17 protein-coding genes are annotated in these 16952 nt (G+C 65.5%); 7 read left to right on the plus strand and 10 right to left on the minus strand.

Features of this window, described 5'->3' with window-relative positions:
- The first annotated feature begins 44 nt into the window (after positions 1-44).
- A complete protein-coding gene (locus AC1RMY_RS00530; RefSeq protein ID WP_492861986.1) occupies positions 45-1199 on the plus strand; it encodes a trans-sulfuration enzyme family protein in 1155 nt (384 codons plus the stop codon).
- A 113-nt stretch (positions 1200-1312) separates the two neighbouring features.
- On the opposite strand, the gene AC1RMY_RS00535 is transcribed toward AC1RMY_RS00530, so the two are convergent.
- Both AC1RMY_RS00535 and AC1RMY_RS00540 read right to left on the minus strand, forming a co-directional pair.
- A complete protein-coding gene (locus AC1RMY_RS00535) occupies positions 1313-1903 on the minus strand; it encodes a glycoside hydrolase family 19 protein (protein ID WP_492861987.1) in 591 nt (196 codons plus the stop codon).
- A gap of 92 nt (positions 1904-1995) precedes the next feature.
- The gene (locus AC1RMY_RS00540) at positions 1996-2517 is read right to left on the minus strand and encodes a cysteine dioxygenase (RefSeq protein ID WP_492861988.1); all 522 of its coding nucleotides are present in this window, start codon (positions 2515-2517) and stop codon (positions 1996-1998) included.
- A 183-nt stretch (positions 2518-2700) separates the two neighbouring features.
- Here AC1RMY_RS00540 and AC1RMY_RS00545 point away from each other — a divergent pair, with 183 nt between their 5' ends.
- Positions 2701-3180 (plus strand): Lrp/AsnC family transcriptional regulator, encoded by a 480-nt coding sequence (locus tag AC1RMY_RS00545; protein WP_492861989.1) that lies wholly within the window; start codon positions 2701-2703, stop codon positions 3178-3180.
- A gap of 7 nt (positions 3181-3187) precedes the next feature.
- Here AC1RMY_RS00545 and AC1RMY_RS00550 read toward each other — a convergent pair whose 3' ends face one another.
- Positions 3188-3889: an OmpW/AlkL family protein gene (locus AC1RMY_RS00550; RefSeq protein ID WP_492861990.1), complete on the minus strand. Its 702-nt coding sequence runs from the start codon at positions 3887-3889 to the stop codon at positions 3188-3190.
- A gap of 156 nt (positions 3890-4045) precedes the next feature.
- Positions 4046-5668 carry a peptide chain release factor 3 gene (locus tag AC1RMY_RS00555; RefSeq protein WP_492861991.1) on the minus strand — a complete coding sequence of 541 codons (1623 nt, stop codon included), beginning with the start codon at positions 5666-5668 and terminating at the stop codon, positions 4046-4048.
- 160 nt (positions 5669-5828) lie between these two features.
- On the opposite strand from AC1RMY_RS00555, the gene AC1RMY_RS00560 reads away from it, so the two are divergent.
- Positions 5829-7511, plus strand: a complete 1683-nt coding sequence (locus AC1RMY_RS00560; RefSeq protein ID WP_492861992.1) for a methyl-accepting chemotaxis protein — start codon at positions 5829-5831, stop codon at positions 7509-7511.
- Positions 7512-7525: 14 nt separating this feature from the next.
- Here AC1RMY_RS00560 and AC1RMY_RS00565 read toward each other — a convergent pair whose 3' ends face one another.
- The 3 genes from AC1RMY_RS00565 to AC1RMY_RS00575 all read right to left on the minus strand — a co-directional run bounded on the left by AC1RMY_RS00565 (position 7526) and on the right by AC1RMY_RS00575 (position 10252).
- Positions 7526-8287 carry an ABC transporter permease gene (locus tag AC1RMY_RS00565; RefSeq protein ID WP_492863528.1) on the minus strand — a complete coding sequence of 254 codons (762 nt, stop codon included), beginning with the start codon at positions 8285-8287 and terminating at the stop codon, positions 7526-7528.
- Between the two features lie 11 nt (positions 8288-8298).
- The gene (locus AC1RMY_RS00570) at positions 8299-9225 is read right to left on the minus strand and encodes an ABC transporter ATP-binding protein (protein WP_492863529.1); all 927 of its coding nucleotides are present in this window, start codon (positions 9223-9225) and stop codon (positions 8299-8301) included.
- Between the two features lie 376 nt (positions 9226-9601).
- Positions 9602-10252, minus strand: coding sequence for a hypothetical protein (locus tag AC1RMY_RS00575; protein ID WP_492861993.1), 651 nt, complete (start codon positions 10250-10252; stop codon positions 9602-9604).
- A gap of 116 nt (positions 10253-10368) precedes the next feature.
- Between AC1RMY_RS00575 and AC1RMY_RS00580 the strand changes: the two genes are divergently transcribed.
- From AC1RMY_RS00580 to AC1RMY_RS00595, 4 genes are all read left to right on the plus strand, one after another.
- Complete coding sequence (locus tag AC1RMY_RS00580) at positions 10369-10977, plus strand: glutathione S-transferase family protein (RefSeq protein WP_492861994.1); 609 nt, start codon at positions 10369-10371, stop codon at positions 10975-10977.
- A gap of 205 nt (positions 10978-11182) precedes the next feature.
- On the plus strand, positions 11183-11551 hold the full coding sequence (locus AC1RMY_RS00585; protein ID WP_492861996.1) for a DMT family transporter: 369 nt from the start codon (positions 11183-11185) through the stop codon (positions 11549-11551).
- Between the two features lie 138 nt (positions 11552-11689).
- Positions 11690-12691: an NAD-dependent epimerase/dehydratase family protein gene (locus AC1RMY_RS00590; RefSeq protein WP_492861997.1), complete on the plus strand. Its 1002-nt coding sequence runs from the start codon at positions 11690-11692 to the stop codon at positions 12689-12691.
- The gene (locus AC1RMY_RS00595) at positions 12688-14142 is read left to right on the plus strand and encodes an aspartate aminotransferase family protein (protein WP_492861998.1); all 1455 of its coding nucleotides are present in this window, start codon (positions 12688-12690) and stop codon (positions 14140-14142) included. Before AC1RMY_RS00590 ends, AC1RMY_RS00595 begins: the two co-directional genes overlap by 4 nt.
- A gap of 183 nt (positions 14143-14325) precedes the next feature.
- Here AC1RMY_RS00595 and AC1RMY_RS00600 read toward each other — a convergent pair whose 3' ends face one another.
- The 3 genes from AC1RMY_RS00600 to AC1RMY_RS00610 form a co-directional block, all read right to left on the minus strand.
- Positions 14326-14664, minus strand: coding sequence for a hypothetical protein (locus AC1RMY_RS00600; protein WP_492862000.1), 339 nt, complete (start codon positions 14662-14664; stop codon positions 14326-14328).
- Between the two features lie 76 nt (positions 14665-14740).
- The gene (locus AC1RMY_RS00605; protein WP_492862001.1) at positions 14741-15994 is read right to left on the minus strand and encodes an FAD-binding oxidoreductase; all 1254 of its coding nucleotides are present in this window, start codon (positions 15992-15994) and stop codon (positions 14741-14743) included.
- A 56-nt stretch (positions 15995-16050) separates the two neighbouring features.
- Positions 16051-16941 (minus strand): UbiA family prenyltransferase, encoded by an 891-nt coding sequence (locus tag AC1RMY_RS00610; RefSeq protein ID WP_492862002.1) that lies wholly within the window; start codon positions 16939-16941, stop codon positions 16051-16053.
- Positions 16942-16952: the final 11 nt, after the last annotated feature.

Here is a 16952-nt window from a genome sequence, read left to right on the forward strand (position 1 = left end):
CCGGTCCTACTCACCGGCCCTTTCGGAACTTTTGCGGATTCCCCATGCCCCAGCGTCAGCTTCACCCCCGCTCTCTCGCCGCGCAGGCCATGGGCAAGATCGACCCGGTGACGAAGGGCGTCGTGCCGCCGATCCATGTCTCGACGACCTATATCCGCGACGAGGACAATGGCTACTCGACCGGCTTCATCTATGGCCGGCCGGACAACGAGACGACGCGGGAGGCCGAGAGCGTCCTTGCCATGCTGGAGCAGGCCAAGGCCGGCGCGCTGCTGTTCGGTTCCGGCATGGCGGCGGCGACGGCCGTCTTCCAGGCGCTCTCGCCGGGTGACCATGTCGTCGCCTCCAAGGTGATGTACTGGGCGCTGCGCGCCTGGCTGCTGACGGAGGCGACGCGCTGGGGCCTCGTCATCGAATTCGTCGAGACTGACGATCTCGCGGCGCTCGCCGCCGCCGTGAAGCCTGGGAAGACCAAGCTGGTCTGGGCCGAGACCCCGTCGAACCCGCTCTGGACGATCACCGACATCGCGGGCGCCGCCGAGATCGCCCACAAGGCCGGCGCTAGGCTCGCCGTCGATTCGACCTGCGCCTCGCCGGTGCATACGCGCCCGCTGACGCTCGGCGCCGACATCGTGATGCATGCGGCGACGAAGGTGCTGAACGGCCATTCCGACGTGGTCGCGGGCGCGCTTTGCGCCCGCGAGGACAACGAAATCTGGAACCGCATCAAGACGGTGCGCAAGGGCCAGGGCGGCATCCTCGGTCCGTTCGAGGCTTATCTGCTGATGCGCGGCATGCGCACGCTGCATCTCCGGCAGGAGCGCCAGAGCGCCTCGGCCATGGCGCTGGCGCAGCGGCTCTCAGCCCATCCGCTGGTGGCGCGAGTGCTCTATCCCGGGCTACCGCAGCACCCCGGCCACGATATCGCCGCGCGCCAGATGGAAGGCGGCTTCGGCTACATGCTCTCCGTCCAGGTTGTCGGCGGCGAGGCGGCCGCGGTGAAGGCGGCGGCGCATGTCGAGCTGTACAAGCGGGCGACCTCGCTCGGCGGCGTTGAGAGCCTGATCGAGCATCGCGCCTCGATCGAGGGAGCCGGCTCGCCCTGTCCTCCCGACCTGCTGCGGCTCTCGACCGGCATCGAGGATCTCGAGGATCTCTATGCCGATCTCGACCAGGCGCTGAAGGCCGGGCACGCTTAAGTTCGGCGGGAAGCGTCAGGGTCGGGCTTGACCCGGCCATCTCGGTGGCCTGCGCCTTCTCGTCACAAGATTCTCGGGTCTGCGCTTTGCTCCGCCCGAGGATGACGGGAATCTCAAACCCAGATCGCCTTCGCCGCCGCGAGCAGGCGCGTGCGCTCGGCCAGCCCGTTGCGCCCGCCATTGATCAGCTTCGTGACGGCGGCGATGTCGTCGGCGTCGGCGGCCTTGTTGCAAGCGCGATCGCGCCAATAGGCGAAGGCGACGGCAAGCGAAATCGCCGGCTCCTTTGCCCGTTCCGGATGAGCTTCGAGATCGACACCGATCAGTTCTCCATAGCGGCGATAGTTGGAGCGGCCGGTGAGTTGGAAGATGCCGCGGCCGTGATAGCGCGCGCCGTCGCCGGCCTGCGTGTTGCCTAGGTCGCGCCTGCCGTCATAGCGCGCGAAATACGCCTCGCCGCCATATTCCTCCAGCGTGCGGAAGCGATCGGTCTCATGGGCGGCCTGGGCCAGAAAGTGGCAAAGGCGCAGATGGGTGATGATGCCTGACGCCCCGGCGAGTCCGTCGAAATGGGCCGCGATGCCGTCAACGACCGCGGGCTTGCCCGCGGGGGCAAGGCGCAGGAGGCGCTGGGCCGTCACGGCAAGCGCGGGCGTGACGATGGGCAGGGCAGGCGCGGATGCGCCGGATCCTCGCATGGACATTGATGGCTCCTCCTTGGCGAGGAGCCATCATCGCGCCGGGTGCAGGTCGGGGGATAAGCACGCCGGGTTGTCCCCGCGGCAGGGGAGAGATCTCAACCGCCGACGGCGGTGTATTCCGTTTCGATCGAGGAGGCGTGGGCCTCGTGGTCGAAGCCGTAGATGTGGATCGAGATCGCGTCCTCGCTGCCGAAATTGCACATGCGGTGGATGTTGGGCCCGCTGGGCAGCATGCAGGCGACATAGCCGGGCAGACGGTCGTGCTGGGCTGTCGCGACGGCGCGCTTCTCGTCGATGGCGCGATACCAGGTCTCGGTGACGGTACCGGAGACGACGCCGAAGCAGCAGGAGCAGTGATGGTCGTGGATGGAGGTGGCCGCACCCGGGCTCCAGACCATGGCCCAGACGCTGACGGCATCGTTGCCGGCGAGCAGGTTGCGGGCATAGCCGCCGGGCTTGCGCTCGAGCGGCAGGCGCTGGACGAGGTCGGGCAGGGCGACGAGCTCACGCAGGACGGTGCGGGCGGCTTCGAGATAGTCGCGCGAGAGCGTGCCTTCATCCGTCCGCAGGCTGCGCAGCACGTCCCCGCGCCGCTCCTCGTTCAGAAACCCCTGCATGCCCTCGCCCCTGCATATCCGATGACCCTGGAAGGATACCGCAGTGCCGCGAAACGGGTTTGCGATCTTGCCGCGATCGGGGCGAGAAGCGAAAACGATTGTCAATCTTGCTGCATAAGTTAGAAAATTTTCGCGCGTTATCGACTGCGGTCGCGCCTTGCATTCGGATTCGGTGGAGAGGCCATGGCCAAGCTCGACGCTTTCGACCTTCGTATCCTGGCGCGACTCCAAGAGGACGCGAGCCTGCCGCTGGCGGAGTTGGCCGAAGCGGTCGGCCTGTCGGCGACACCGTGCTGGCGGCGCGTGCAGAAGCTGGAGGCGGCCGGCTATATCCGCAAGCGCGTCGCTCTGCTCGACCGCGACAAGCTCCAGGTCGGTGTCACCGTCTTCATCGCGGTGAAGACGGCGCGGCATTCGATGGAATGGCTGGAGCGTTTCCACGCTGCGGTGCAGGACCTGCCCGAGATCGTCGATTTCTACCGCATGAGCGGCGAGATCGATTACCTGCTGAAGGCCTGCGTGTCGGACATCGCCGCCTATGACGCGCTCTACAAGAAACTGATCTCGCGTATCGACCTCAACGACGTGACCTCGATGTTCGCGATGGAGGAGCTGAAATCCACCACCGCGATCCCGCTGGGGTTCGCGGTGGCGGGAACGTGAGCCGGCCTCAGAAGCGATAGGTGACGCCGGTGCCGATCAGCCAGGGGTCGATCTTGACCTTGCCGGCGATGAGGCCGTTATTGATCTTGACCTTGGGCTCAAGGAAGATCTTCTTCACGTCGAAGTTGATGCCCCAGTGGTCGTTGATCATGTAGTCGAAGCCTGCCTGCAGGGCGAGGCCGAAGGTGTCCTTCAGGTCGAAGCTGGTGAAGCCGCCCTTGGCTTTCTCGTTGAAGAAGATCGTGTAGTTCACGCCGACGCCGAGATAGGGCTTGAAGGCGCCGAGATCGGTGAAGTGGTATTGCAGCATCAGGGTCGGCGGCAGCAGCCAGGCGGAGCCGATGCGTGCGCCTGCGAGCGTGCCGGCGCCCTTCACATTGTGCGGGGTGACGCCGAGGATCAGCTCGACGGCGATGTTCTTGGTGAAGAAGTAGCTGATGTCGAGTTCGGGAACGACCGAGTTCGAGATGTTGACGTCGCCGCCGACGATCGGCGCGCCGCCGAGCCTGAGTTTGGCATCCTCCTGCGGAACGACGACGAGGGCGCGGCCGCGGATCATCCACGGGCTCCACTGGGTCATGATCGGCGCGATCGGAGCCGTCTTGGCGGAGGGGAGGTCGGCAGCCTGCGCCGAAAAGTGAGATGCCGAGGTCAGTGCGGTCGCGGCGAGCAGCGCGGCGCAGGCGGAAAGGCGGATGGTGCGTGACATGGCGGAAGCCCCCAGGGATCGAGAGCGCGAGGCGCGACGCGCCGGCAACTCATCTCCCCAACAGCCCCGATTCCGCCCGAATTGATTTGACCGGGATCAAAGGCGAAAGCGGGTCCGCGGCGCTGTGACATTTGCGTCACGTGTGGCGCGGCGGGCTCAGGCCTTCGCCACCTTCTGGTAGTCCTTCACATCCGAGAAGATCACGTCCGGCGCGCGTTCGGCGTCGTATTTCAGCGTGAACTGGCTGGAGGCCATGAAGACCGGGTCGCCGTCGAGATCGTCGGCCATGGAAGATGGCTTGAGTGCCACGAACTTCTGCAGCGCCGCCTTGTCCTCCGAGGAAACCCAGCGGGCGATCGAGAACTGGCAGGGCTCGAAATCGACGGGCAGCGAATACTCGACGTCCATGCGCTCCTTGAGCACATCGAGCTGCAGCGCGCCGACGACGCCGACGATGGCCGGGGCGCCGTCATGCGGCAGGAAGATCTGGACGACGCCTTCCTCGGCCATCTGCTGCAGCGCTTCGCGCAGCTTCTTGGCCTTCATCGCGTCCTTCAGCTTGACGCGGCGCAGTATTTCCGGCGCGAAGGACGGCACGCCCTTGAAGACGACGTCCTCGCCCTCGGTCAGCGTGTCGCCGATGCGCAGGGTGCCATGGTTCGGCAGGCCGACGATGTCGCCGGCATAAGCTTCTTCGGCGATCGAGCGGTCGCGTGCGAAGAAGAACTGCGGCGCGTTCAGCGGCATCGGCTTGCCGGTCCGGACGAGCTTGGCCTTCATCCCACGGGTGAGCTTGCCGGAGCAGACGCGCATGAAGGCGATGCGGTCGCGATGGTTCGGGTCCATGTTCGCCTGGATCTTGAAGACGAAGCCGGTCATCTTCGGCTCGTCCGCCTCGATCTCGCGCTTGTCAGCGACCTGGGCGCGCGGGCTCGGAGCGTAGCGGCCGAGTGCATCGATCAGGTCGCGCACGCCGTAGTCGCGCAGGGCCGCGCCGAAATAGAGCGGTGTCAGATGGCCCTCGCGGAAAGCGTCGAGATCGAAGGGCTTCAACCCCTCGCTGGCGAGGAAGACCTCCTCGCGCCAAGTCTCGGCGGCGCCATGCGGCAGGAGCTCGTCGAACAGCCTGTCGTCCCAGCCAGAGACCTTCTGGTCCTCGGCGGTCTCGTCGCCCTTCTGGTTGCGGCGGAAACTGTTGGCCTTGAGATCATAGGTGCCGACGAATTCGCGGCCACGCCCGACCGGCCAGGTCATCGGCGCAACGTCGAGGGCGAGCGTGTTCTCGATCTCGTTGATCAGGTCGAACGGGTCGCGGGTCTCGCGATCGACCTTGTTGATGAAGGTGACGATCGGGATGTCTCTGAGACGGCAGACCTCGAAGAGCTTCTTCGTGCGCTCCTCGATGCCCTTGGCGGCGTCGATCACCATGATGGCGCTGTCGACCGCGGTCAGCGTGCGATAGGTGTCTTCCGAGAAATCCTCGTGGCCCGGCGTGTCCAGCAGGTTGAAGACGTGCCCGCCATATTCGAAGGTCATCACCGAGGTCACGACCGAGATGCCGCGCTGGCGCTCGATCTTCATCCAGTCCGAGGAGGTCTGGCGGCGGCCCTGCTTGGCGCGCACCTCGCCCGCGAGCTGAATCGCGCCGCCGAAATAGAGCAGCTTCTCGGTCAGCGTGGTCTTGCCGGCGTCGGGGTGGGAGATAATCGCGAAAGTGCGCCGGCGCGCATGCGGGGCGGCGAGGGCTGCCGGCGCATCGGATGTCTGAATGTCGATCATGGCCGTTGTGAGAACAGGATGAGGGCGGCGAAGTCAATCGACCGGCTGCGAGAAGGCCGTCGCCAGCCCTGTCCCGAGGGGGTTAGTCACCCTTAACCCTTTGTGTGCACGATCCAGCAAAACGAGGACGCCATGCGCCTCGACTGGGAAGCCCTCCGCGATGATCGGCCCGCGCAAGATTTCAGCTCAGATCTTCGGCGCCTTCGCCGTGTTTGCGCTCGCTGCCGGCCTCGCCGTCGGAATCGGAGTCCAGACGCTCGCCCGCTATGCCGCGATGACGACCGAGATGGAGGCGGTCTCGGATCGCACATTGCTGGCGGAGCGGCTGAACGGCCTGGTCAACGCCGTCGTCATGGAGTCGCGCGGCATCTATATGAGCGCGAACGCTCAGGACAGCGAGCGCTTCGCCTTCCCGCTGATGGCCAATCTCGATGAGATCACGGATCTGGCCAAGCGCTGGCGCGCCTTGCTCCGGTCCGGCGATCAGGCGGCGTTCGAAGCCGTCGCGACGCAGCTCGACACATTTGTCCGCTTCCGAACCGAACTCGTGAGGCGAGCACGCGAACAGGGGCCCGCCGCCGCCAATCAACTCGGAAACAACGAGGACAACCGAAGCAATCGCAAGGCGTTGAATGCCGCCTTGAAGCAGGTCGCGGTGCTCAACGAGAGCCGCGGCGACGCGACCGAAGCCGAACGCGATCTGTTGCAGCGCTACAGCCTGTCGCTGCTGGCGGTCGGCGGCGGATTGTTGATCGCCTGCGGCCTCGGCGCCGCGCTGGCGCTCGTGCATTTTCGCGTGGCCCGTCCGCTGCGTCGCCTCGCGGCGACGATGCACCGTCTCGCGCGGTCCGAGGAGATCGGGGAGATCCCCGGCGTCCGTCAGCGCGACGAGATCGGCGACATGGCTCGCTCCGTCGCGGTGTTCCACGAGACGGCTGCGGCGCGGGCCTCGCTGGAGGCCGATGCCCGTGCTTCCGACGCGGCGCGGACGCGGCGGCAGGCCAAGCGGGAGCAACTGATCGCGGATTTCAACGTCCGGATCGATTCCGTCCTGAATACGGTGAGGGTCAGCGCCGAAGAAATGGAAGGAACGGCGCGCAGCCTCAATGAGGTCGCGACGAGCGCGACCTCGCAGGCGAACGAAGCCCGGGGCGCGGCGCTCGACGCCTCCGACAATGTCCGCTCGATCGCCGCCGCTTCCGAGGAACTGTCGGAGTCGATCTCCGACATCGCGGATCGCATCCGCCAAACCGACAACGTGGTCAGGACCGCAGCAAACGACGCCGCTGGGGCGCGCGCCAATGTCGTCAACCTGTTGGGCGCCGCAGAGAGCATCGCCAGGGTGGTCGGCTTGATCCGCGAGATCGCGGCCCAGACCAATCTGCTCGCGCTCAATGCCACGATAGAGGCGGCACGCGCAGGAGAATCCGGACGCGGCTTTGCCGTCGTCGCCGGCGAGGTCAAGCTGCTCGCGAGCCGCACCGCGCAGGCGACCGATGAGATCGCCGAGCGCATCGCGGCCTTCGAGAGCGAGACGCAAGGTGCTGTCGCGGCGATCGAGACCATCGCCAGCGTCATGGGCGAGGTGGCGCAGCACACGCTGGTCATCGCGGGTGCGACGAGCCAGCAGATGGTGGCGACCTCCGAGATCGCCAGCAGCGCGCAGGCGACGGCGTGCGGCACCGCCGGCGTCGCCTGCCAGATGGAGGGCGTGACCTCGACATCGCAGGCGGCGATGCTGTCGGCGAGCCAGGCGCTGTCGACCGCGGAGAACCTCGCGCGCGAAGCCCAGATCCTGCGCGGGGCCGTCGGGACATTCTTCGCCGAGATGAAGGCGGCCTGAGGCCGGTTGGGGCCTCAGTTCTTGAGGCGATAGCCGGTCCTGAAAATCCAGCCGACGATGGCGGTGCAGATGAACAGGAAGACGAGGGTCATGCCCAGGCTGATGCCGACGCCGACATCGGCGATGCCGAAGAAGCTCCAGCGGAAGCCGCTGATCAGGTAGACGACGGGGTTGAAGAGCGCGATCGTCCGCCAGATTCCCGGCAGCATGTCGATCGAGTAGAAGGAGCCGCCGAGGAAGGCGAGCGGGGTCACGACCAGCAGAGGGATGACCTGCAGCTTCTCGAAGCCATCGGCCCAGATGCCAATGATGAAGCCGAAGAGGCTGAAGGTCGCGGCCGTCAGCACCAGGAACAGCAGCATCCAGAGGGGATGCTCAATCCTGAGCGGCACGAAGAAGGTCGCCGTCAGCAGGATGATCAGGCCGAGCACGATCGATTTCGTCGCGGCTGCCCCGACATAGCCGATAACGACTTCCCACCAGGCGACAGGCGCCGAGAGCAGTTCGTAGATCGTGCCGGTGAACTTCGGGAAATAGATCGCGAAGGAGGCGTTGGCGATGCTCTGCGTCAGCAGGGTCAGCATGATCAGGCCCGGCACGATGAAGGCGCCGTAGACCACCCCGTCGATCGCCTGCATGCGCGAGCCGATCGCTGCGCCGAAGACGATGAAATAGAGCGACGTCGAAAGCACCGGCGAGACGACGCTCTGCAGCGGCGTGCGCAGCGTGCGGGCCATCTCGAATTTGTAGATCGCGCGGATCGCGTGCCAGTTGATGCCAGTCGTGCTCATCTGCGATCCTTCACCAGGCTGACGAAGATGTCCTCGAGCGAACTTTGGCTCGTCTGCAGGTCGTTGAAGCGGATGCCGGCCTCGCCGAGCGCGTGGAGCAGGGCGGTGATGCCGGTGCGCTCCGCCTTGGTGTCGTAGGTGTAGACGAGCTCCTCGCCGCCTGCGGCCAGTTCGAGACCATAGCCGGAGAGCGCTGCCGGCAGGTCTGTCAGCGGCTGCTGCAGGGTCAGGGTGAGCTGCTTGCGGCCGAGCTTGCGCATCAGCTCGACTTTGTCCTCGACCAGAATGATCTCCCCCTTGCTGATCACGCCGACGCGGTCGGCCATCTCCTCGGCCTCCTCGATGTAATGCGTGGTCAGGATGATGGTGACGCCGCTGTCGCGCAGGCGGCGCACGAGCTGCCACATGTCCTGCCGCAGTTCGACATCGACGCCGGCTGTCGGCTCGTCGAGGAAGAGGATGCGCGGTTCGTGGGCGAGCGCCTTGGCGATCATGACGCGGCGCTTCATGCCGCCCGAGAGCATGCGGATCTGGCTGTCACGCTTGTCCCAGAGCGAGAGGTCCTTCAGGAGCTGCTCGACCAGAGACGGGTCCTTGCGCTTGCCGAAAAGGCCGCGGCTGAAGGCGACGGTGGCGCGCACGGTCTCGAAGGCGTCGGTGGTCAACTCCTGCGGCACCAGACCGATGGTGGCGCGGGCGGCGCGGTAGTCGGCGACGATGTCGTGGCCATCGGCCTTCACCGCTCCCGTGTTCGGATTGACCAGCCCGCAGATGATGCTGATCAGTGTCGTCTTGCCGGCCCCGTTGGGGCCGAGCAGGGCGAAGATCTCGCCCTTATGGATGTCGAGATCGACCGACTTCAGCGCCTGGAAGCCGGAAGCATAGGTCTTGGAAAGGCCGGAAACGGAAATGATCGCTGGCATAGGCGGCATATAGGGCAGTTCCGGTGACGATGCGATGGTGGGCTGGCGCAATGCCGCGATGCGCGCCCGTCTGACAGATGGTGCTGTCAGGCCATGGCGGCAAGGTCGCGCCGCCCGGAAACGAAGATGGCCGGGACGAGCCCGGCCATGTCGATCCAGTCGATGAGCGAAGGCTCAGCGCATGAAGAACCAGAGCAGAATGATGATCGGGATCGGAACGCCGAGCAGCCAGAGAGCAATCGAACGCATTGGAGCACCCCCAAGGTGGTTGTGACGATGTATGCGGGGGAAACGCCGTTTCGCTGCCAAAAGTTCCTTACTCGCGAAGGCTCAGAACCGCCGTTATTCTTGCGATGCAATGCGAGACTCAATCGGCTCATGGCGATGATCTTGCCGCCCGTCCTGCGCTCGGATGCCAGAGTGGCTGGAAGCCATGGACGAGCGCCGCCAGGGATGCAGGCGGGGTGAGTACGGAGACGATTCCGTTCGGGCGGGGCAGGCGGGCGCCATAGCCGCCGGGATGCCACAGCAGTGCATCGCCATCGCGCAGGGCGAGCCAGCGCGTGCCGTCGGCGATCATCGCCCCGTCGGGCAGATCATCGGCAGGCAGGTGATGGACGAGTTTGTTCCGCCCCAAGCGCCGCTGCCCGTCCAGGAGCCGATCAATCTCAGGGAAGGATGGCGGGACGACCAACCCCGTTCCGCGCATGAGCGCGGTGCGATAGGCGAGAGCGTCGCCGCGGCGGCATTCCATGCAGGGCCGGTGGCCGGCGGCGAGCGCGGTGACCTCGTCGCAGAAGAACAGCTCCGTATAACCGCGCGACCAGACCTGCCTGCGCCTGCCCTTGAAAGATAGCCGGCAACAGATCCATTGCCGGCTGGCATCGATCCGGTGCGGCAAGGCGCGACTCTGCGGATCGTGGAAGCGCCCGCCACGATTGCCGAAGAGCAGGCAGCGGGCCGGGTCGGCAAAGAGGCTACCGTCAGGGGCGACGCGGTTGGGCAGCGGCGTGTCGGGTGGGGTCATGGCGGAAACCTCGGGAGTCACGGAAACCCTGCGCACCCCTGACGCGTTCCGGCAGGCGACGCGCTGCAGATCGATGAACTGGCGCTACCGATTCCCGCGCCGTGAGGGAGACGATCATGCTGACCTTCTATCATGCCCCGCAGTCACGTTCCTTCAGCATCCTGTGGCTGCTGGAGGAACTGGGTGAACCCTATGCGATGGAACTGATCGATATTCGCGGCGAGGGCGGCGCGCCGGAATCCTATCGCGCGATCCAGCCGCACAAGAAGGTGCCGGCGATCGCGCATGACGGCGTAATCGTGACGGAGCGCGCCGCGATCTCGCTTTATCTCGGCGACGCCTTTCCGCGCGCCGGGCTCGCGCCTGCGATCGGGGACCCGGCGCGCGCCTCCTATCTGACGGCGTTGGTCTACACCGATGCCGTGCTCGATCCGGTGATCGCGGCGAAGGCGCTCGACATCGTCTATCAGCCGCGCAGCGTTTCCTTCGGCTCGCTCGACGACGCCGTCGCCCATCTCGAGAAGCTGCTGGCGAACGGCCATGCCGCGGGCGGGCGCTTCACGGCGGCCGACACGCAGCTCGGGACCGCGATCCATTACGGTATGAACATTGTCGGTGCGCTGCCGAAGCGGCCGGTCTTCGAGGCCTATATGGAGCGCATGCTGGCGCGCCCGGCCCTGCAGCGGACGCTGGCGAAAGAGCAGGAGATGGCGAAGGGCGATTGAGGCCGCACGCCATGCCGTCGTGACGCCATTCGCGATTGCCTCGGAGGGTTTCCGCGATCCCGTCAGTCTTATCTTAACGTTACGTCGAGGTAAGAGCCGCAGCGTAAGGCATTTGAAGTATTTTCCGCGCCATCCAGAGGCCCGACGACAGCCGAAGCCCGAAGACTTCCTGACGGCAAAGACTTGCGGAAAAGCCCCAGCGCCGATGAATGCCTATATTCCCCTGATCCTGTTCACCGTGCTGACCAATGCTGCGGCCCAGCTCATGTTGAAGCGCGGCATGACCGGGGTGGGCACGCTCGACGTTGCCGGCGACGGCCTGATCTGGACGATCTTTCGGGTGGTCTTCAACCCGTTCGTCTTCGCGGGGCTGTGCACCTTCGTCGTCAGCATGGCCTCGCATCTCGTCGTGCTCTCGAAGGTGCAGATCTCCTACGCCTACCCCTTCCTGAGCCTCGCCTATGTCGTGGTCGCGGCTTACGCTTACTTCGTCTTCAACGAGGATCTGAGCGCGGCGCGGATCGCGGGCATCGGCTTCATCGTGCTCGGCACCATCTTCATCGCACAAAGCTGAGGGACATCATGGATTTGATCGTTCGCCTGTTCCTGCGCCTTGGCGCCCTGCTCGAGCCGAAAGCCGCGCTGACCCCCATTCCCGTGCCGGTGCGCAACCAGCGCCCGCGCCTGCCTCGTTGAGCCGGAGAGACCGCACGTGAAGCACATCATCATCGGCGGCGACGGCTTCGTCGGATCGCATCTGGCGGCAGACCTCTCGGCCATGGGCGAGGAGGTGCTGGTCGCCGACATCGCCCGGAGCAGCCACGCCCATTACGCCACCGTGCCGTTTCACAAGATCGATGTCACCGATGCGGAGAGCGTTGCCTCGATCCCGCTGGACAAGGACGACCTCGTTTACAACCTCTCGGCCAAGATGCTGTCGCCGATCGTGACCCGGGCGGAGCGGCACGATTTCTTCTGGCCGGTGAACTATCATGGCACCCAGAACATCCTGAACTGGATGGAGAAGGGCGGCGCCAGCAGGCTCGTCCACTTCACCACGGACATGATCTACGGCCATTCGGTGACGGTGCCGCAGGACGAGGACCATCCGGCCCGGCCGCTGGGCGAATATGGCGAGAGCAAGCTCGCGACCGAGACGCTGGCCCAAAGCTATCGCGACAAGGGTTTCCAGATCCCGATCTTCCGGCCGCGCCTGATCATCGGGCCTGGCCGCCTCGGCATCCTGGTCAAGCTGTTCAAGCTGATCGACCTGAACCTGCCGGTGCCGATGATCGGCTCGGGCAAGAACCCCTACCAGTTCATCTCGGTATTCGACTGCGCCAGCGCCTGCGTCGCGGCCTGGAAGGCGGGCTTCCCGAACAGCGCCTATAATCTCGGCTCCGACGATCCGCCGCCGGTCAGGAAGCTGCTCGGCGACCTGATCAGGCATGCCGGCTCGAAGTCGATCCTGCTGCCGACGCCGGCGCCACTGGTCAAGCTGGTACTGAACGCCCTCGATGCGGTCAACATGCCGATCATGGATCCCGAGCAGTATATGATTGCGGACGAGATCTGTATTCTCGATACTTCCAAGGCCAAGCGCGAACTCGGCTGGACGCCGAAGCACCGCGACGAAGACATGCTGCTCGCTGCCTATACGGAATATCGCAAAGCCAAGGACGCTGCTGTCCAGCAAAGGGATCTCGCCGCATGAGTACGCCCGCTTTCGATTACAAGGACATGGCCGCCGGCGAGACGATCGTCCGGCCGAAACTCTATAGCGTCGAAGACGCCAAGCAACTCGATGCCCAGACGGTGAAGGAACTCTTCACCAACCATATCAATCCGGGCCAGGTGCACTTCCTGAAGCTGCTCGGCTTCGACAAGATCATCGTCGACCGCGCCGAGGGTATGCACTACATCACCAGGGACGGCCGCAAGATCCTCGATTTCTTTGGCGGTTTCTGCTCGGTCGCCTTCGGCCACAACCATCCGCGCATCGTCGCGGCCCGGAAGAAATTCCAGGACGAGAACCGCCATGAGATCTGCATGGCGTTCATGTCGCAATATGCCTCGGCGCTGGCCGCCAACCTCGCCGCGATCGCGCCCGGCGATCTCGACATGGTCTTCCTCGGCTCGACCGGATCGGAGGCGATGGAGGCGGCGCTGAAGGTCGCCGAGCAGGCGCAGGGGCCGGGCAGGTCGAAGATCCTGCACGCGGCGAACTCGTTCCACGGCAAGACCAAGGGCGTGCTCTCGGTCACGGATTCGACGCTCTACCAGTCGCAATTCAAGCTGGTGGAGAACCGGGTCAAGGTGCCGTTCGGCGACATCGAGGCCGTGCGCGCTGCGCTGGAAAGCGATCCCGCCATCGGCATCGTGGTGATGGAGACCGTGCAGGGCGGCGGCGGCATCGTCGAGGCGCCGCTCGGGTTCTGGCGCGAATTGCGCGCGCTCTGCGACAAGCATGGCGTGCTCTGGGTGGCGGACGAGGTGCAGTGCGGGCTCGGGCGCACCGGCCAGTTCTTCGCCTTCGAGCGCGACGGCGTGGTGCCGGACGTGACGGCGCTCGCCAAGGCGCTCGGCGGCTCCAAGGCTGCGATTGGCGCAATGATTGCGCGCCGCGAGATCTACATGAAAGCCTATGGCAAGCCGAAGACCGCGCTGATCCATGCCCAGGCCACCTTCGGCGGCATGGGCGAGGCCTGCATCTCGGCGATCGAGGGGCTGAACGTGCTCTATGAGGAAGACCTCATGGGCAATGCACAGCGCCAGGGCGACTACCTGATCGCGCGGCTCAACGAGTTGCGGGTCAAGCATCCGAGCCTGCTCAAGGAAATCCGCGGGCGCGGCCTGATGATCGGCGTCGAGTTCCAGGACATCAGCGAGACCATGCCCTTCGGGCTCAAGCACATGGTCGCGCTGCTCGACGACAAGCTGAAGGGCTCGCTCTGCGGCTTCGTCGGGGCGCTGCTCCTGAAGGACTACGACGTGCTCGTCGCCTTCACAGAGTACAACCGCAACGTCATCCGGCTCGAGCCGCCGCTGATCGCGACGCGCGAGGATTGCGACACCTTCATCAACGCGCTGGACGATCTGCTCTCGCGCGGCATCACCCGCATCGTGACGGACTATCTGCGCAAGGTCGCGGTGTCGAAAGCCTGAGCTGGCTCCACAAACGTCCGCTTGGCAAAGGGCTGGTTCGCCGGCCCTTTTTCGTTGGCTCCAACGGCAAAGCGGCCTCCCGGGAGGATCGGGAAGCCGCTTGCGAACAGGGTCTGCGAAATTCGTTGGTGCTTGGTCGCGGCCCTGCGGGTTCCTGGCCCCGGGCCGCCTGCACCATGGTTCTCAGTAGTAACCGCAGACGCGGCGGTAGCCGACGATCTCGCCGTAGCGGTTGATGCGCTCGACCATGTCGCAGCGGCGGACGGGGCCGTAGGCGTAGTAGCCGCCATAGGCCGGGCGGGTGGCACTGGCGATGATGGCGCCCGCGGCGAGCGCGCCGACGACACCGGCTCCGACGCCCCAGCCATATCCACGGCGACCCCAGTACCCGGCTTCGGCGGAGGTCGCGGTCAAGGTGGAGGCCAGCGCGAGAGCGGCAAGGGTGGCGGTCGCGATCTTCTTGAAGCGGGTCATCGTCTCGGTCTCCCTGAATTCGTTCGGGGCGAACCATTCGCCCTCCATGCCCGTTGGTCGCGGCGGATGGCGGGGAGGTTCAAGGCGATGCGAAGATTTTTTACGGCCAGCGGATGAGGCCGGTTCAGCCGGCCGTGACGCGCCGCCAGAAGCTAGAGGAGAAGCCCGGGTCGATATGTTCCGCGAAATTGCGCCAGTGCGGGAAAGAGGCCTCGAAGGTGGCCGGCGACATGCGGGCGTCCTTGTAGGGGTTCACACGGCCTCCGGCCGCGAGCGTGACGCGGTCGAGCTCGTCGAGCAGCCTTTCCGTACACTCGCCGCGATTGGGGAAATCGAGCGTCAATGTCGCGCCGGCGATGGGAAAGGACATCATGCCGGGCGAGGGCACGTCGCCGAAGAGCTTGAGAACGGTCAGGAAGGAGGCTTCGCCGGCGGCGAGCGTCCGCCTCAGCATCTCCTCGACGGCATCGCGCGCATGGGCCATCGGTACCGCGCATTGGAACTGGCGCAGGCCGCCCGGCCCATAGGCGCGGTTCCAGTTGCGGACCCGGTCGAGCGGATAGAAGAACGGGCGATAGGCGATGCGCCTCGGCTCGGGCGAGCGTGGCTGCGCGGCGCGGTAGAGCAGGTTGAAGGCGCGCAGCGTCAGGCTGTTGATCAAAGGGACCGGCGGCCTGATCGGAAAGGGCAGGCTGCGCCGGGGGCGGCTCGGCGGCTGGTGCGAGGCCGGAGCATGGTTGGCGCGGAAGAACACGCCACGTCCGAAGCCGGAGCCGCTGGCCAGGGCATCGATCCAGGCGACGGTGTAGTCATGCGTCGCATCGGAGTCCGCGGCGATGGCGAAGAAGCGGTCGAGCCCGCCGAAATGGATGGTTTCCTGCTGCATCTCGGCGGAAGCCACCGGCATGAGCTGCAGCGTGACCTGCGTGATCAGGCCGGTGAGGCCCATGCCGCCGATGGTGGCGGCGAACAGCGCGCCATTCAGGTCGGGCGCGCAGGTCAGCCGGCGCCCGTCCGAGCGCACCAGTTCGAACGCGCGGACATGGCGGCCGAAGGTGCCGGCCCGGTGGTGGTTCTTGCCGTGGACGTCGTTGGCCATCGCGCCGCCGATGGTGACGAGGCAGGTTCCGGGTGTCACCGGGGGAAACCAGCCGGCCGGCACCACGAGCTTCAGCAAATCGTCGAGGAGGACGCCGGCCTCGCAGGTGACGAGCCCGCTGATGCGGTCGAAGGCGAGGATGCGGTCCATGCTGCGCGCCATGATCAGCCGTCCGCCATCGTTCAGGCAGGAATCGCCATAGGAGCGGCCATTGCCGTGGGCCAGGACGGATCCACGCTGTGGCGACGGGTCTGCGAGCCAATCTTCGGGGCTAAGCAATTGGCTGTCCCGCGCGGCCAATCCGCCCCAGGAGCGAATCTCCGAAGGCGCGTCGCTCACGGCAGCAGCGTCGCAGCGACCATGATCACGAGCACCGTCGCGCCGGTGACCTGGCTGCGCCAGTCACGGATCATGAAGACGAGCGGATCGTCGGGCATGAATCCTCGCCTTGCGAGGAACCAGATTCGCGCCATCTGATAGAGGATGATCGGACAGACCAGCCAGATCAGCTCCGGGTGGCGATAGAGTTCCTTGACGGCGGCGCTGTCGACATAGAGCGCCATGATCAGCGCGCAGGTGCAGCCCGAAGCCATGCCGAGCTGCGAGAGCGCCTCGATATCCTCGGCCTGATAGCCGCGCCCTGCCTTCTTCAGGCCGGACTGGTCCTGGGTGATGCGCAGTTCCGCATAGCGCTTCACCAGCGCCAGGCTGAAGAAGAGGAAGATCGAGAAGGCCAGGAGCCAGGAGGAGATGGGGACGTCGGCCGCCATGTTGCCGGCGATGATGCGCAGCGTATGCAGCGCCGCGAGGGAAAGCACATCGACCAGCAGCTTGCGCTTGAGCACGAAGAGATAGGCCAAGGCCAGCACGAGATAGGCGCCGAGCACCAGCAGGAAGAGCCGCGGCTTGGGCAGCAGCCAGGACAGTGCAAAGGATGTGGCGAGCAGGATCGGGACGGCCGCATAGGCCTGCCGCTCCGAGATTTCGCCTGCGGCCAGCGGGCGCTTGCATTTGGTCGGGTGGCGCCTGTCGGCGTCGACATCGACGATGTCGTTGAGGAGATAGATCGAGGACGCCATCAGGCTGAAGGCCATGAAGGCGACGACGCCATGACCGATCGCCGCGATGTCGAAAACGTTATGGTTGAGCAAGATCGGAACGAACACGAGTCCGTTCTTGAGCCAATGATGCGGGCGCATCGCTCTGATCATCGCAGGCAAAGACATATTCCTGTCTC

The organism is Allobosea sp. GW822-FHT03F07, from assembly GCF_058801345.1.